14 protein-coding genes are annotated in these 15107 nt (G+C 68.8%); 11 read left to right on the top strand and 3 right to left on the bottom strand.

Going from position 1 to position 15107, the window contains the following annotated elements; translation table 11 throughout:
* Positions 1-44: 44 nt before the first annotated feature.
* Together QNO08_RS12265 and QNO08_RS12260 are read right to left on the bottom strand one after the other, a co-directional pair.
* Positions 45-668 carry a nicotinamidase gene (locus QNO08_RS12265; RefSeq protein ID WP_229965229.1) on the bottom strand — a complete coding sequence of 208 codons (624 nt, stop codon included), beginning with the start codon at positions 666-668 and terminating at the stop codon, positions 45-47.
* Between the two features lie 2 nt (positions 669-670).
* On the bottom strand, positions 671-1996 hold the full coding sequence (locus tag QNO08_RS12260) for a nicotinate phosphoribosyltransferase (protein ID WP_284015674.1): 1326 nt from the start codon (positions 1994-1996) through the stop codon (positions 671-673).
* A gap of 87 nt (positions 1997-2083) precedes the next feature.
* Between QNO08_RS12260 and clpS the strand changes: the two genes are divergently transcribed.
* The 8 genes from clpS (at position 2084) to QNO08_RS12220 (ending at position 8344) form a co-directional block, all read left to right on the top strand.
* The gene (gene clpS, locus QNO08_RS12255) at positions 2084-2392 is read left to right on the top strand and encodes an ATP-dependent Clp protease adapter ClpS (protein ID WP_229965230.1); all 309 of its coding nucleotides are present in this window, start codon (positions 2084-2086) and stop codon (positions 2390-2392) included.
* A 66-nt stretch (positions 2393-2458) separates the two neighbouring features.
* Positions 2459-3016, top strand: coding sequence for a DUF2017 domain-containing protein (locus QNO08_RS12250; RefSeq protein ID WP_229965231.1), 558 nt, complete (start codon positions 2459-2461; stop codon positions 3014-3016).
* A 59-nt stretch (positions 3017-3075) separates the two neighbouring features.
* Positions 3076-4146, top strand: coding sequence for a glutamate racemase (gene murI, locus QNO08_RS12245; RefSeq protein WP_229965232.1), 1071 nt, complete (start codon positions 3076-3078; stop codon positions 4144-4146).
* Positions 4143-4994, top strand: coding sequence for an MBL fold metallo-hydrolase (locus QNO08_RS12240; protein ID WP_229965233.1), 852 nt, complete (start codon positions 4143-4145; stop codon positions 4992-4994). Before murI ends, QNO08_RS12240 begins: the two co-directional genes overlap by 4 nt.
* A gap of 80 nt (positions 4995-5074) precedes the next feature.
* On the top strand, positions 5075-5860 hold the full coding sequence (rph, locus tag QNO08_RS12235; RefSeq protein WP_231712144.1) for a ribonuclease PH: 786 nt from the start codon (positions 5075-5077) through the stop codon (positions 5858-5860).
* Complete coding sequence (rdgB, locus tag QNO08_RS12230; RefSeq protein WP_229965234.1) at positions 5857-6486, top strand: RdgB/HAM1 family non-canonical purine NTP pyrophosphatase; 630 nt, start codon at positions 5857-5859, stop codon at positions 6484-6486. The genes rph and rdgB overlap by 4 nt, the downstream gene beginning before the upstream one ends.
* A gap of 83 nt (positions 6487-6569) precedes the next feature.
* On the top strand, positions 6570-7268 hold the full coding sequence (locus QNO08_RS12225; protein WP_229965235.1) for a DedA family protein: 699 nt from the start codon (positions 6570-6572) through the stop codon (positions 7266-7268).
* A gap of 71 nt (positions 7269-7339) precedes the next feature.
* Positions 7340-8344: a 3'-5' exonuclease gene (locus tag QNO08_RS12220; RefSeq protein WP_229965236.1), complete on the top strand. Its 1005-nt coding sequence runs from the start codon at positions 7340-7342 to the stop codon at positions 8342-8344.
* Between the two features lie 14 nt (positions 8345-8358).
* Here QNO08_RS12220 and QNO08_RS12215 read toward each other — a convergent pair whose 3' ends face one another.
* A complete protein-coding gene (locus tag QNO08_RS12215; protein ID WP_229965237.1) occupies positions 8359-9378 on the bottom strand; it encodes an ADP-ribosylglycohydrolase family protein in 1020 nt (339 codons plus the stop codon).
* 270 nt (positions 9379-9648) lie between these two features.
* Here QNO08_RS12215 and QNO08_RS12210 point away from each other — a divergent pair, with 270 nt between their 5' ends.
* The 3 genes from QNO08_RS12210 to QNO08_RS12200 all read left to right on the top strand — a co-directional run bounded on the left by QNO08_RS12210 (position 9649) and on the right by QNO08_RS12200 (position 15062).
* Positions 9649-10608: an MIP/aquaporin family protein gene (locus QNO08_RS12210; RefSeq protein ID WP_229965238.1), complete on the top strand. Its 960-nt coding sequence runs from the start codon at positions 9649-9651 to the stop codon at positions 10606-10608.
* Positions 10609-10722: 114 nt separating this feature from the next.
* Positions 10723-11886, top strand: a complete 1164-nt coding sequence (locus tag QNO08_RS12205; protein ID WP_229965239.1) for an exonuclease SbcCD subunit D — start codon at positions 10723-10725, stop codon at positions 11884-11886.
* Entirely contained in the window at positions 11883-15062 is a 3180-nt protein-coding gene (locus QNO08_RS12200) for an AAA family ATPase (protein ID WP_229965240.1), read from the top strand. Before QNO08_RS12205 ends, QNO08_RS12200 begins: the two co-directional genes overlap by 4 nt.
* The last annotated feature ends 45 nt before the right edge of the window (positions 15063-15107 follow it).

The raw sequence follows: 15107 nt of genomic DNA, 5'->3' as shown, positions 1-15107 counted from the left end.
CCATCTCGGGGAGGGGCAAGGGAAGAGCAGGGGGGGAAGGCGGACTAGAGGTCCAGCAGCTCCACGCCGGCATCTTCGAGCTCGGTCAGGGCGGCCCGGGTTTCGGCGCGGTCGATTCCGCGGCACAGCTCCGGAATGACGAACGTGTCGTAGCCGGCGGCAATGGCGTCCAAGGCCGTGGCCCGGACGCAGTAGTCGGCGGCCAGGCCCACGATCACCACTTCCTCGACGTCGTTCTCGCGCAGCCAGTCATCGAGGCTGACGGTTTCTGCCGGGTCCGGGGGAACCGCCGCGGTATCCAGGTCGCCGGTGGGGACTTCGTCTTCGGGGGCGAGCACCCCTTCGAAACCGGAGTAGGCCGCCTCGTACTGGCCCTTGCGGAAAAACGCATCGATGTGTTCGGTGTCCAGGTCCGGATGCAGGCTGGCACCGGTGGAACCGGCGACGCAGTGCACGGGCCAGGAATTCTTGTAGTCGGGGGTGTCGGAGAAATGGGAGCCGGGTTCAATGTGCCAGTCCTGGGTGGCGGCCACCACGTCGTAACGCCCCAGCGTCGTTTCGATGTAGTCGGTGATTTCGGAGGCGGTGTCGGTGCCGCCGGGAACGGCGAGCGATCCTCCCTCGCAGAAGTCGTTCTGGACGTCGACAACAATCAGGGCACGCGTCATTCTCACTCCTCGTATTCGGTGGGGATTACCGGTTCGCCGCGCTGCAGGCGGTTCACCGCGGTTGGAAGTTCAGCCAGGGACGCGGTATGCCGCTTGGCGGCCCGGTCCACGGCTTCAGCCCCGGTCCAGCCGGGAAGGATTTCGCCGTCGGCAACAAACTGCTCCAGCAGCGGGCGGTCGTTGCCGTCATCGACCGGCCGGTGGCCGATGCCGATGACCTCGGCGGTGGCCGTGCCGCGCTCATTGAGCCGGCGCAGCGCATACTTGCGTCCGCCGCGGGACGCCTTGTTCTTGGCGGCCTTGGCCACCGAGACAAACTCGTGGTCGTCCCCTTCGCGGCTGACCAGTTTGTAGACCATTCCGGCCGTGGGCGCACCGGATCCGGTGACCAGGGACGTTCCCACGCCGTACGCGTCCACCGGGGCGGAGGCCAGGGCGGCGATGGCGTATTCGTCCAGGTCCGAGGTCACCATGATCCGGGTGTCCGTGTTGCCCAGGTCATCGAGCAGCTCGCGCACCCACTTGGCCTGGGCCACCAGGTCGCCGGAATCCAGCCGGACCCCGCCAAGTTCCGGACCGGCGGCGGCGACGGCGTTGCGCACGCCCTGTTCGACGTCGTACGTGTCCACCAGCAGCGACGTGCCAACACCCAGCGAGCCGATCTGGGCCGCAAAGGCGTCAGGCTCCGTGTCATGCAGCAGGGTAAAGGAATGGGCGGCGGTGCCCACGGTCTTCAAACCGTAGCGGCGCCCGGCTTCGAGGTTCGACGTGGAATCGAAGCCGGCGATGATCGCAGCCCGGGCGGCGGCCACTGCCGCCTCCTCGTGCGTGCGGCGCGATCCCATTTCAATGCAGGGACGGTCGCCGGCGGCGCTGACCATCCGCGATGCCGCGGACGCGATGGCGCTGTCATGGTTCAGGACCGACAGCAGGAGGGTCTCCAGGATGCAGGCCTCGGCGAAGGTCGATTCAACGGTCAGGATGGGCGAATGCGGGAAGTACGCCTCGCCTTCCGCGTATCCGAAGATGTTGCCGGAGAAGCGGAAATCGGCCAGCCACTTCAGCGTGGGCGCATCCACCACCGAGGTGCGTTCCAGGAAGTCCAGCTGCTCGTCGTCGAACCGGAAGGCGGCCAGTGCCTCGAGGATCCGGCCGGTGCCGGCGACGACGCCGTATCGTCGGCCGTCGGGCAGCCGGCGGCCGAAGACCTCAAACACCGAGCGGCGGGAGGCGGTGCCCGAGTGCAGGGCAGCCTGCAGCATGGTCAACTCGTAATGGTCTGTATACAGGGCGGCATTGGGCTGGCGCCAAGCGTTAGGGCTGTTCACAGTCAAAACTCTATCCCCCGTTCGCTTATTGAGTAGAAGACCTCCGCTGGCGGTTTGGCCACCGGGAGCCAACCTACAATTGGACTCATGACTTTGAGCACTGCGCCCGGCACCGACACACTCGAGCGCGCTGAAACGGAGTCCATGGTCAGCAGCGACGTGCCCTGGGTGGTGATCGTCTGGAATGACCCGGTCAACCTCATGAGTTACGTCAGCTACGTTTTCCGCAGCTACTTCGGGTACTCCGAAGCCAAGGCCAACAAGCTGATGATGGAAGTGCATGAGCACGGAAAGTCCGTCGTGGCCACCGGCTCCCGCGAATCGGCGGAGCGGGACACCGTGGCGATGCACTCCTACGGGCTGTGGGCCACGTTCCAAAAGACCGACGAGCCCTGACCCGCGGCACGCAGGCAGGCACCACCAGCAGGACAGACCGGCCCCGGGCCGGCGGATAGGACAGACGTGGCAAGCGGATTCAAAACCACCCGCAAGGGAATCTCGGCATCACTGGATGCGGGGGAGCGGGAGCTGCTGCGCAGCCTGTTCAACGACGTGCTGGGCATGCTCGAACCGGACACCCCGGCCGACGCCGATCCGCTCGCCGCGATGGTGGGGTTGGACACCAGTGCCCGTGTCCCGTCAGACTCCGCGCTGCGGCGGCTGCTGCCGGACGGGGTGCAGGGGGACGACGGCGAAGCCCTGGAATTCCGCCGCCTCACCGAGCGCTCGCTGCGGGAGGACAAGACCGGAGCACTGCGCGCCGCGGCCCTGCTGCTGGAGTCCAAGCCGCTGCTCCTGAACGGTGAGCAGGCCCAGTACTTTGCCCGTGCCCTCAACGATGTGCGGCTTGTCCTCGCCGACCGGCTGAACCTGGAAACCGACGAAGACGCCGAGCGCTTGCACGGGATCACCGAGCCCTCCCAGGCGCAGGACGTGGACGGCTACCTTGCCCTCGTCTACAACTTTGTCACCTGGCTTCAGGAGACCCTGATGCAGGCCATGACCCGCTCGCTGCTGTGATCAAGCGCACGTCCCGTTGAGTACGCCCCGGGGGACGGGGGGACTATTCTCGATACATTATGAGCTCTGACCCGGATAGTTCCTCACTGACGACGGAACCGCTGAAGGACGCCCCGCGCACACCGCTGCGCAAGCGCGCCAGCCAGCCGCAGCACGACAGCCTGCCGCGGAAAAACAATGCGGACGCCCCCATCGGCATTTTCGACTCCGGGGTGGGAGGGCTTACCGTCGCCCGGGCGGTCATTGACCAGCTGCCCAATGAGTCGATTCTTTACGTGGGCGACACCGCCCGCGGACCCTACGGCCCGCTTCCGATCGCCGAAGTCCGGGCCAACGCGCTGGGCGTGATGGATGAGCTGGTGGATTCCGGCGTCAAGCTGTTGGTCATCGCCTGCAACACCGCCTCGGCCGCAGTGCTCCGGGACGCCCGCGAGCGTTACACCCGCCGCTACGGCATTCCCGTGATCGAAGTGATCCAGCCCGCCGTGCGCCGCGCCGTCGCGGCCACCCGGTCCGGCCGGATCGGCGTGATCGGCACCGAGGCCACCGTCGGATCGCGGGCCTACAACGACACCTTCGCGGCCGCTCCCCATCTGGAGATCGCCTCGGTGGCGTGCCCGGCGTTTGTCCGGTACGTCGAAGCCGGCGTCACGGCGGGCCCGGACCTGCTGGCCAGCGCCGAAGAATACCTGGCACCCCTGAAGGCCCGGGACGTGGACACCCTGGTGCTGGGCTGCACCCACTACCCGCTGCTCACCGGCGTGATTTCCTACGTCATGGGCGACGGCGTGACGCTGGTGTCCAGCGCAGAAGAAACCGCCAAGGACGTCTACCGGGCGCTGATCTCCCACGACCTGCAGCGCACCGCCGCCACAGCGCCCGAACACCACTTCGTGGCCACGGGGGATTCGACGTCGTTTGAGTTGCTCGCCCGCCGCTTCCTCGGCCCCGAGGTCCTCAGCGTTGAACACGTCGAGAACGTCGCGGCGCACTATCCCACCGGCAGCCTGGCCCGGATCACCCCGGAAATGGTGACCGCGGACCGCTCCGGACGCCGTTCTCCCGCAGACCGCTCCATCCACAACGAACACGGAAGGCCGCCCGGCGCCCTTCGGAACGGCACTCCATGAAACTGACCATCGTGGGCTGCAGCGGCTCCTTTCCCGGCCCGGCGTCGCCCGCCTCCTGCTATCTCGTGACCGCCAACGACGGCGTCCGCGACTGGCGCATCCTGCTGGACCTGGGCAACGGCTCAATGGGCGCGCTGCAGCGCTACATGGACCTGCGCGACATTGACGCCGTGCTGCTGACCCACCTTCATCCGGACCACTGCATGGACCTCTGCGGCCTGCACGTGGCAGTGCACTGGGACCCGGCGGGCTGGAACCGGGACCGGATCAAGGTCTGGGGGCCGCAGGACACCGCTGACCGGATGGCCACGGCCTACGGCCTGCCGACCGATCCCGGCATGCACGAGGACTTCGAGTTCCTGCACTGGACCGGCGGGGAAACCGTGACCATCGGCCCGTTCACCGTGACGCCCTATCCGGTCCGGCATCCGGCCGATGAGGCGTATGCGCTGCGGATCGAGGCAACCGGCATCGGCGCCGACGGCAAGCCCGTGCTGCACACGCTGGCGTACTCCGGAGACACCGACTCCTGCGACGGCCTGGAGGAAGCCGCCCGTGACAGCGACGTCTTCCTCTGCGAAGCCGCCTTCCATGAAGGCCGCGACGATGCCATCGAGGGTGTGCACCTGACCGGCAAGCGTGCCGGTGCCGCGGCCTCCGCAGCCCACGCCCGCCGTCTGCTCCTGACCCACCTGCCGGTCTGGAACGACGCAAACACGTCAGTGGCCGAGGCCAGGGAAACCTATGCCGGTGACCTGGCGGTGGCCGTCGCCGGTGTCTCCTACGACGTCGGCAGCCCGTTCGCCGCGCCGCTGGCCGTCAACCCCGGAGTCCAGCCCGCAGGCTGAGCGGCTCCGCGGGCGGTCCCACCCGCACGCCGGGCGGCCCCGCCCGGCGGGTGCCCCGTTCCGGCCGATAGACTGGGCGCATGACTACCGCTGCAAACAGCCCTGTTTCTTCCACGCCCGCCGCCGGTTCCGCCGTCGTGCGCTCCGACGGCCGCACCCCCGACCAGCTGCGCAGCATCACCATCACCCGCGGCTGGTCCAAGCAGGCCGAAGGCTCCGCGCTGATCGAGTTCGGCAACACGCGCGTGCTGTGCACCGCCTCCCTGACCCCTGGCGTGCCGCGCTGGCTCAAGGGCGAGGGCAAGGGCTGGGTCACGGCCGAATACGCCATGCTGCCCCGGGCCACCAACACCCGCAACGCCCGTGAATCGGTCAAGGGCAAGCTCGGCGGGCGCACCCACGAGATTTCCCGGCTGATCGGCCGCTCGCTGCGCTCCATCATCGACACCAAGGCGCTGGGCGAAAACACCATCGTGCTGGACTGCGACGTGCTGCAGGCCGACGGCGGCACCCGCACCGCCGCCATCACCGGCGCCTACGTGGCGCTGGCCGATGCCCTGACCTGGGCCAAGGACAACAAACTCATCGCCCGCAACGCGGAGCCCCTGCTGGACACCGTGGCGGCCATCAGCGTCGGCATCATCGACGGCGTGCCCATGCTGGACCTGCCGTACGTCGAAGATGTCCGCGCCGAAACCGACATGAATGTCGTGGTGACCGGTTCGGGCAAGTTCGTGGAGGTCCAGGGCACCGCCGAAGGCGCACCGTTTGACCGCGATGAACTCAATGCCCTGCTGGACCTGGCGCTGCTGGGCACCTCCGAGCTGGCGGAGATCCAGCGCAGCACCTTGGGCGAGTCGGCATGAGCCCGGTTCCCGCAGGGGCCCGGCTGGTCCTCGCCACCCGCAACCAGGGCAAGCTGCGGGAACTGCGTGAGCTGCTGCGCGGACGGATCGAGGGGCTCGACGTCGACACCCAGGTGATCGATGCGGCTGCCGCCGGGGTTCCCGACGTTGCCGAAACCGGCGTCACCTTCGAGGAAAACTCGCTGCTCAAGGCCCGTGCCGTGGCCGCGGCCACCGGGCTGGCCGCGATTGCCGACGATTCCGGGCTGGCCGTGGACGTCCTGGGCGGTGCCCCGGGGATCTTCTCCGCCCGCTGGTCCGGACGGCACGGCGACGACGCCGCGAACCTGGAGCTGCTGCTGGCCCAGCTGGCCGACATTTCCGAGGAGCACCGGGGCGCGGCGTTTGTGTGCGCCGCGGCACTCGCGCTGCCGGACGGCACCGCATCCGTGGAGCGCGGAGAGCTGCGCGGGACGCTGCTTCCAGCCCCGCGCGGAACCGGCGGCTTCGGCTACGACCCGGTGCTCCGGCCCGAAGGTTCGGACCGCAGCTGCGCCGAGCTGGCGCCGGCGGAAAAGAACGCCATCAGCCACCGGGGGCAGGCGTTCCGCGCCCTGCTGCCGGCGATCGTGGTGGCCCTGGCCTGAGCGGCCCGGGGACCTGCCCGGCTGCCCGCCGGATGGCCCGGGTTTCCGCCCGGGCCGATTCGTAGGGCAGAATTGAGGGCAATATGACTACACAGATTCTTGCCTCAGTTGCCACCGCCAGTACCGACGGATCGGCGCTGGGAGGGATCGCGCAGTGGGCCGTTGACATGATGGAGACCATCGGGGCTCCCGGTGCGGGCCTGGCCATCGCCATCGAAAACCTCTTTCCGCCGCTGCCCAGCGAAGTGATCCTGCCGCTGGCCGGCTTCACCGCCAGCCAGGGAAACTTCTCAATTGTCGCCGCACTGTTCTGGACCACCCTCGGCTCCGTCGTTGGCGCCCTGGCCCTGTACGGCCTGGGCGCCTGGCTGGGCCGGGACCGGATGCGCCGCCTCGTCTCCAAGGTGCCCCTCGTTGACCTGGAAGACGTGGACAAGGTTGAGGCCTGGTTCAACCGGCACGGCTACAAGGCAGTGTTCTTTGGCCGGATGATCCCGTTGTTCCGCAGCCTGATTTCCATTCCGGCCGGCATCGAGCGGATGCCGGTCTGGAAGTTCCTGGGACTGACCACTGCCGGAAGCCTCATCTGGAACTCCATCTTCATCATCGCCGGGTTCTACCTTGGCGAGAGCTGGCACCTCGTGGAGGCCTATGCCGACGTCTTCCAGAAGATCGTCATCGTGGCCTGCGTCCTGGTGGCCGTCTGGTTCGTGGTCAGCAAGGTCCGCTCCCACCGGCGGAAGAAGTCCGTCCTGCCGCCCGAGCCCGCCGAGGGCGAGTAACGTCCGCCGCCTCTGATTGACCCGCATCTTCACCGTTTTGCCCCCATCTTCAGCAAGGAACCGAACACCGCGTGGGAATTGAATTCACGGCCATAGACTTCGAAACGGCCAACGGATTCCGGGGATCGCCCTGTTCGGTGGGGCTGGTCAAGGTGCGCGACGGCGTCGTCGTCGAGGAAGCCTCGTGGCTCATGCGCCCACCGCAGGGGCACGACTTCTTTGACCGGCGCAACACCCGCATCCACGGCATCGAAGCTGACATGGTGGCCGGAGCTCCGCGCTTCGGCGATCTGTTTCCGGAAATCGGAGCGTTCATCGGCGGAGACCTGCTGGTGGCCCACAACGCAGCCTTCGACATGGGCGTGATCCGCTCCGCCCTGGAAGTTTCCGGCTTGCCGGGTCCGGCCTATGACTACACCTGCTCGGTGGTGCACTCCCGCCGCACCTACAGCCTGGTGTCCCACTCGCTGCCCTTCGCGGCCGAGGCTGCCGGCGTGCCGCTGCTGAACCACCACGACGCCGTGGAGGACTCCCGCGCCTGCGCCGGGATCATGCTCGACATTGTCCGCCGCAGCGGTGCCGCCGACATGGCCGGTTTTTTTGCGCTCCAGGGGATGGTCCCGTCCCGGCTGGAAGCCTATCTTCCGGGCATCGATAACCTGTCAAAGGCAACACGCGCCGCCTTGGAACGCGGCACCGGCTCGGAGGCCAAGGCGGCGGCCACCGGCTGGTCGGGATGGCCCTCCGAAGGGGACAACCCGCCGCCCAATCCGCTGGCCGATGCCGCTCATCCGCTTTTCGGCCACACAGTGGTCTTCAGCGGAAACCTCGGCATGTCGCGCCAGTCAGCCAAGAACGCCGCCGCGGACTTCGGCGCCCGCCCGGCCTCCAACGTCACCCGTGCCACCACGATGCTGGTGATGGGCGACGGCTTCGAGGCCGGAGACCTGCGCAACGGGGTCCTGACCGGCAAGGCACGCCGGGTCCTGGACCTGCACGGCAAGGGACAGCGCATCGAGGTGCTCTCCGAGGCCGAGTTCCTGCAGATGCTCGGCGGCACCGGCGGCTCCCGGTAACGCCGGCGCTGCGGCTACCCGCCCGTGGCGGCGACGAACTGCCGGGCCAGCTCTTCGATGAGGTCCCGGCCCTCCAGCACGGCCAGCCAGTCGCCGGGCAGGGCTGCTGCGCCGTAGAGCGTGCCCAGAATGTTTCCGGTGACGGAGCCCGTGGAGCCGGCGGCGCCGTCGTGGTGGACGGCCAAGGCCACCGCGGCACGGAAGTGCTCCTGCGGCGAGCCGGCTCCGGAGGTGGCCAGCGCGGCGTACAGCCCGCGGGCCAGGACTTCTTCTGCCACCCGGCCCTCGCCCAGGGCCGCAGTTAGTTCCTCCGGGGAAACCGGCCCGGAACGCGCCAGCTCAATGGCAGCGGCTATCCGGGCGGACAGTTCGGGCACGCCGCTTTCGGCTGCGCGGAGCACCGCCGCCTCCGCGGCCTGCTGCAGCGACGCTGCAGGGGACAGCAGATCGTGGATCAGCGCGCTGAACACCGCGGCGCTGTGCCGCGCGGACGGATGTCCGTGCGTCAGCGACGCTGCGTCCTCACTCAGGCGGTACACCATGCCCGGTTCCACATAGGGAAGCAGGCCAAACGGTGCGGACCGGGTGACGGTCCCGCTTTCCTTGGAATCCGGATTGACCGGCCGGAACTTGGTTCCCATGTCCGGCCCGGAAAGCCCGGAGAGGCTTGTGTTTCCGGGAGCGCGGCGCTGATGCAGAACCGGCTGCGCATCGATCCACCGCAGCGGAGGATTCGGGGCGCCGGGGTCCGGGGAGACACCCTGGGTCTTCAGCCAGCGCAGGTACGCCAGCCAGAGGCAGGCGGTTTCGTCGGCACCCACCCCCGCGTTGGCCCATTCCAGGGCTTCCAGCAGCCCGTCGAGCGTGTACAGCGTCATCTGTGTGGCAGCGGAGAACGGAACGGGCCCGGCGACGCCGGACAGGGTCCCGGTTCCGTCCGGTCCAAAGGCGTGGCGGACCTCCGCGGAACCGGAAGATCCGGCGGCGTGGCCGAGCGCATCGCCCAGTGCGCCGGCAAGCAGGCAGCCAAACACTTTTCCTCCCTGTCCATCGAGGGGAAGATGGAAGGAGGACGCACCCGGTTCCGTCGGAAAAGGATCAGCGGCGGGCGGTTCTTTGGGGTTTAGGCTCACCGTTCCAGCATATCGAGCGTCCCGGCCTGCGCGAGCCTTCAGTATCCTCCCAGCTGGCAATGGCAAGCTGGGTGAGTTTGCCCGGCGCGTGTTTACCGCTCCGGGCCTGCGGCGGTTTCCCTGATGGATTCCGCCGTGCCACACCCCCTAGGAAGAGGACACTTTTTGCGAATGAATGCCGAGCCCATCTCCACAGGCGGCGCACGTGCTGCGCACCCTGCCACCGGAACAGCACCCCGCAAGCGCCTGCACACCTACGGGCTGGTTGGGCGCAGCGCAGCAGAGGCCGTGGGCTCGTTCCTTCTGGTCTTTGTCGGCGTTGGCCTTGCCTTCTTTAGCGCCACGGGCAGCGTCTCTTCGCCCCTGGGCGTCGGCCTGGCCGCGGCTGCGACCATGGTGGCCTTCGGCTACGTCTCCGGCGGACACTTCAATCCGGCCATCAGCGTTGCCAGCGCCGCGGCCGGCCGCACCTCGTTGAAAGCACTGCCGGTCTACGTCATCGCGCAGCTCATCGGCGCAGCATTGGCTGTGCTGATCCTCTGGGTTGTCATCCAGGGCGTTCCCGAACTCAATGAAACACGCACTGTCTTCTCCGCCCTGTCCAACGGGTACGGCGTGGAGTACGGTGCCGGCTTCCCGCTGGCCAGCGCCCTGCTGACCGAGGTCATCGGTGCCGCACTGCTCACCGCCGTGTTCCTGGGAGCCACGGCCGGGCGCAAGCCTGCGGCCACCGCGGCGTTTGCCGTGGGCGTGACCTACGTGGTCCTGCTGACGTTCCTGGCACCGATCACCGGCGGCTCGCTCAACCCGGCACGCTCCACTGCGGTTGCCCTCTTCGCCGACAGTGATGCGCTGGGCCATCTCTGGCTCTTCTGGGTCGCTCCGATCCTTGGCGCCCTGATCGCCGGCCTGATCTATCGCAGCATCGACCTCACGGTCGCCGATGCGGCCGACGACGACTTCGATGCCGATTACGACGCCGACTCGGCGGCTGCTCCGGCCGCCGCATCACCGGCTGCAGCCCCCGACGCCTCGCGTCAGGGCACCTCCGCCCGGATCAACGGGGATGAGGCCCGCGGCTTCTTCAACGGCGACGACGACGGCGGCAAGCGCGCCAACAAGTCCTCCTAGCTCACACGCCCGACCACGCCCACCCCCTCCGGCGCACCACTTGCCGGAGGGGGTGGGCGTTGTCATGTCCCCGGTGTCCGGGGAGTGTCGGTGCCGGGAGGTAGTTTTAGGAGTATGCGATTACTGCACACCTCCGATTGGCATTTGGGCCGCTCTTTCCACGGCGTGGGAATGCTCGGCGCCCAGCAGCAGTTCATCGACCGGCTCGTGGACACCGTCCGCGAGCAGGCGGTTGACGCGGTGCTGATCGCCGGTGACGTCTATGACCGTGCCCTGCCGGGGGTCGACGTCGTCCGCCTGCTCGATTCGGCACTGGACCGGATCACGGCCGCCGGGGCGAAGGTCATCCTGTCCAGCGGCAACCACGATTCCGCCGCCCGGCTGGGCTTCGGCAGCCGCATCTTTGAGCGCGGCGGCGTGTACCTGCGCACCCGGATCAGTGAGATTCCGGAGCCGGTCCTGCTCGACACCGGCGGCACGCCCGTCGCCGTCTACGGCATCCCCTATCTGGAACCGCGGCTGGCCGCCCCGGAGCTCGGCGTTGACACGCCGCACCACACCACCGTCGTGGCCGAAGCCGTCCGCCGCATCGCTGCGGATGTGCAGCGCCGGGCCGACGCCGGCCAGCCGGTCCTGCCGGTGGCCATGGCCCATGTCTTCGCCAGCGGCGGCATCACGTCGGACAGTGAGCGGGACCTCACCGTCGGGGGAGTCGGAGCTGTTCCGCTGGACCTCTTTGACGGCTTCACCTACACCGCCCTGGGCCACCTGCACGGACGGCAGGAACTGAGTCCCTCCGTTCGGTACAGCGGTTCTCCGCTGCCCTATTCCTTCTCCGAGGCACGCCAGCAGAAGGGCGGGCTCCTGGTGGAATTCGACGCCGCCGGCCTGGTGTCCGTGGAACCGGTCCTGTGGCCGGCGCCGCGCCGGCTCGCCGTCCTTCGGGGCACCCTGGCCGAGCTGCTGGCGGACCCTGAACTGACGGATGCCGAAACCGCTTACTGCCAGGTGACCCTGACGGATGACGAACGCCCGGCCAAGGCCATGGAATCAGTGCGCAGCAGGTTTCCGGACACCCTGGTCCTGGCCTTCGAACCAGCCTCGGGGCCGCGTGCCGCGGGCCAGACCTACAGCCAGCGGCTGGCCAAGGCCACAGACGACCTGGAGATCTGCTGCGGCTTCCTGGACCATGTCCGCTCCCGGCAGGCCGATGAGCAGGAAAAGCAGCTGTTTGCGGACGTCCTCACCAAGGTCCAGTCTGCGGAGGCGGCGAAATGAGGATTCACCGGCTGGAAATCCAGGCGTTCGGCCCCTTCGCCGACCGCCAGGTCATCGACTTCGACGAACTCGGGGCCCATGGGCTGTTCCTGCTGAACGGCCCCACCGGCGCCGGCAAGACCAGCATCCTCGACGCCATCTGCTATGCCCTCTACGGCGGGGTCCCCGGCGCCCGGCAGACCGCCAAACGGCTGCGCAGCGACCACGCGGCGCCGGACACCGCGCCGGAAGTCGTGTGCGAATTCAGTTCCGGCGACCGCCGCTTTGAGGTGGTCCGGAACCCGGCCTGGGACCGTCCCGCCAAGCGCGGCACCGGAAAAACCGTGACCGAGCAGGCGCACACGACTCTCCGCGAGTTCGTCAACGGGGAATGGGTGACAAAGTCCGCCCGCAACGATGAGGCCGGTGCCGAGATCCAGGCCCTCATGGGCATGGACAAGGAACAGTTCACCCGGGTGGTCATGCTGCCGCAGGGCGACTTCGCGGCGTTCCTGCGCGCTGACGCCAAAACACGGGCGGATCTGCTGCAGAAGCTCTTTGGCACCACCCGGTTCGAAGAGATTGAAGACCAGCTCAAGGAGGACCTCGCGGCGGCCTCCCGCGAGCTGCAGGCCGCCCGGGCCGAAGCTGAGCATGTGCTGCGCCGGGCCCGTGACGAAATGCAGCGCTGGGCCGGGGACACCGACCCGGAAGCTGAGGGTGACGCCGACGGCGACGGCAATGCCGACGCAGGCGCCGCCGCAGACGCCGCGGCAGACGCGGCAGCCGCTGCTGACGAAGCGGGCGCGGGAGCTGGGGGCGGCAGCACCGACACCGCCGCGGTGGAGAAGTTCCGCCGCACGCTGGCGGCCCGGACTGCCGCGGCGCGGGAAACCTCCGCCGCACTCTCCGCTGCCCTGCGGGAAGCGGAAGCCGCCCAGCTGGACATCGAGCACCGCCGCTCCCGCGGCCTCGCCCGCCAGCAGCTGGAACGCGATGAACAGGCGCACGCCCGGCAGCTGGCCGAGGTGGAACCGCTGCGCGCCGCCCTGGCCCGGCACGGCCAGGCCGAAGCACTGGGCGGCTACGTCCGGGCCGTTGATGCCGCCGCAGCCCGGCTCCAGCTCCGGGAGGACGCGGCAGCGCAGGCCCTGGCGGAGCTGTCCGCCCATCCGCGCGCCGCGGCGTACGGCCTGGCCGGGGATTCCCCGGAAGATGCAGCGGAGGAGATTCCGGAGGAGGCTGCGGAGCTTGCAGCCGAACTGGCAGCGGCGGATGCCCGGCTGACCACGGAGCTGGGAACGGCGGAAGCCGCACTGGCCGAGGAACAGCGCATCAGCGTGCTCGAAACTGAGCTCGCTGAAGCCGCCGGGCGGGCCGGGACCCGGCGCGCGGCGGCTGCCGCCGCGGGCGCCGCGGCCGCCGCGCTTCGGGCTGAAGAGGGTGAACTGACCCGCGAACTCGAATCCTTGCGGGAGCGGGCCTCCGGGCGGGAAGCGGCGGCGGAAGACGTGGACCGGGCACGCGCCCTGACACGGGCCATCGGGGAATATGCCCGGGCCGCCCGGGAGGCAGCAGCCGCCGACGAGGCCGCTGCCGAACTGCGCGGAACGTACCAGGACCGGCGCCAGGAATGGCAGGACAAGCTGCAGCGCCGGCTGGAGCAGGCCGCCGCGGAACTGGCCGGACGGTTGGAATCCGGGCAGGGCTGCCCGGTGTGCGGCAGCGCTGAACACCCAGCCCCGGCGGTCCTGCCTGACGGCGAGAGCGCGGTGACAAAGCTGGATGAGGACAACGCCCGGCTGCTCACCGAAAGCGCCGAGCAGGAGTTCGAAGCCGCCCGTGCGGAGGCGGATGCCGCCAACCGCCGGCTGGCCGAGCTGCGGATCCAGGGCGGGGACGGCGACCCGGAAACCGCCCGTGCACTGGAAGCCGAAGCACAGGATGCCTTGGCCCAGGCAACCGCCGCCGGCCGGGAACTGGACGCAGCGCTGAAGCGCTGCACAGAACTGTCGGCCAAACTCGAGCAGCTGGCCGAGGAGGAATCGGCCGCCCAGATCGCCGCGGCGCAGGCAGATGAACAGTGCATCTCGGCGCAGCGGCAGATCGCTGAACTCAGCGGACGCGTTGAGGCCGCCCGGGACGGCTTCGCCTCGCTTGCGGAACGGGTTGACTCCCTGACCGGACTTCGCGGCCTGGTGGCAGCCGCACGACGGACGCTGGCGGACCGGCAAGCGGCCGGGGAAAATGCCGCTGAAGCGCAGGAAGACCTTCCCGCACGGCTGAAGGCTTCGGAGTTCGAAACCGTCCAGGCAGTGCGGGACGCCCTGCTGGCTGACGAAGAGGCCGCCGCGTTCAAGCTCACCGTGACCGGCTACGACCAGGCGGGGCAGCGGCTGGCATTGCGCCGCGAGAGCGAGGAGTCAGCGGCAGCCCTGGACGGACGCGGAGAACCGCTTCCCGTGCCGGATGAGGAAGACCTGGTGCTTGCCGCCGACCGCACGGCAGCGGCCCGGACCCGGCTCACCCAGTGTTCAGTGCGGCTGGGCCTCCTGGAGGCCTCAACCGCCGCTCTGCAGGAGTACGCGCGTGAGCTGGCCGAGGCGGCCGAACGCATCCGCCCCCTGGAACAGCGCCACGAACTGCTCCGCTCGGTGACCGACACCGCGCGTGGCGGCGGCGAGAACGGCTACAAGATGACGCTGAGTACCTACGTCCTGGCCGCGCGCCTGGAACAGGTCGCCGCGGCGGCAACCGAACGCCTGTCGGCCATGACCGGTGGCCGTTATGCCCTGGTGCACAGCGATTCCACCTCCGGCAACAGGAAAGCCGGCCTGGGCCTGCACGTCACCGATGCCTGGACGGGGCAGCACCGGGACACCTCCACGCTCTCCGGCGGGGAGGGCTTCATGGCGTCCCTGGCCCTGGCGTTGGGCCTGGCCGACGTCGTCCAGCAGGAGGCCGGCGGCGTCAGCATCGAGACTTTGTTTGTGGACGAGGGGTTCGGCAGCCTGGATGAAACGTCGCTGGAACAGGTGATGGATGCGCTGGAAGGGCTCCGCGACGGGGGCCGTGTGGTGGGCCTCGTCAGCCACGTGGCCGAAATGAAGCAGCGCATCGGAGCGCAGCTGCAGATCACGAAGGGCCGGAACGGGTCCTCCGTGCGCTTCTCCGCCGGTGACCCGGTGGGTGTCTGACCGGCGGTACATGCCGCCTATACGGGAAGAGAACCCAAAAGGGAA

This window comes from Arthrobacter sp. zg-Y820, assembly GCF_030142155.1.
Taxonomy (GTDB): Bacteria; Actinomycetota; Actinomycetes; order Actinomycetales; family Micrococcaceae; genus Arthrobacter_B.
The sequence above is the reverse complement of the archived record's forward strand: the minus strand, read 5'-3'. Positions and strand labels throughout refer to the sequence as shown.

What these genes read in the sequence shown, in the direction of transcription:
- murI (WP_229965232.1), top strand. Translation starts at nt 3,076, where the DNA reads ATGAGCTCTGACCCGGATAGTTCCTCACTGACGACGGAACCGCTGAAG.
- QNO08_RS12265 (WP_229965229.1), bottom strand. Translation starts at nt 668, where the DNA reads ATGACGCGTGCCCTGATTGTTGTCGACGTCCAGAACGACTTCTGCGAG.
- QNO08_RS12225 (WP_229965235.1), top strand. Translation starts at nt 6,570, where the DNA reads ATGACTACACAGATTCTTGCCTCAGTTGCCACCGCCAGTACCGACGGA.
- rph (WP_231712144.1), top strand. Translation starts at nt 5,075, where the DNA reads ATGACTACCGCTGCAAACAGCCCTGTTTCTTCCACGCCCGCCGCCGGT.
- QNO08_RS12210 (WP_229965238.1), top strand. Translation starts at nt 9,649, where the DNA reads ATGAATGCCGAGCCCATCTCCACAGGCGGCGCACGTGCTGCGCACCCT.
- clpS (WP_229965230.1), top strand. Translation starts at nt 2,084, where the DNA reads ATGACTTTGAGCACTGCGCCCGGCACCGACACACTCGAGCGCGCTGAA.
- rdgB (WP_229965234.1), top strand. Translation starts at nt 5,857, where the DNA reads ATGAGCCCGGTTCCCGCAGGGGCCCGGCTGGTCCTCGCCACCCGCAAC.
- QNO08_RS12240 (WP_229965233.1), top strand. Translation starts at nt 4,143, where the DNA reads ATGAAACTGACCATCGTGGGCTGCAGCGGCTCCTTTCCCGGCCCGGCG.
- QNO08_RS12200 (WP_229965240.1), top strand. Translation starts at nt 11,883, where the DNA reads ATGAGGATTCACCGGCTGGAAATCCAGGCGTTCGGCCCCTTCGCCGAC.
- QNO08_RS12205 (WP_229965239.1), top strand. Translation starts at nt 10,723, where the DNA reads ATGCGATTACTGCACACCTCCGATTGGCATTTGGGCCGCTCTTTCCAC.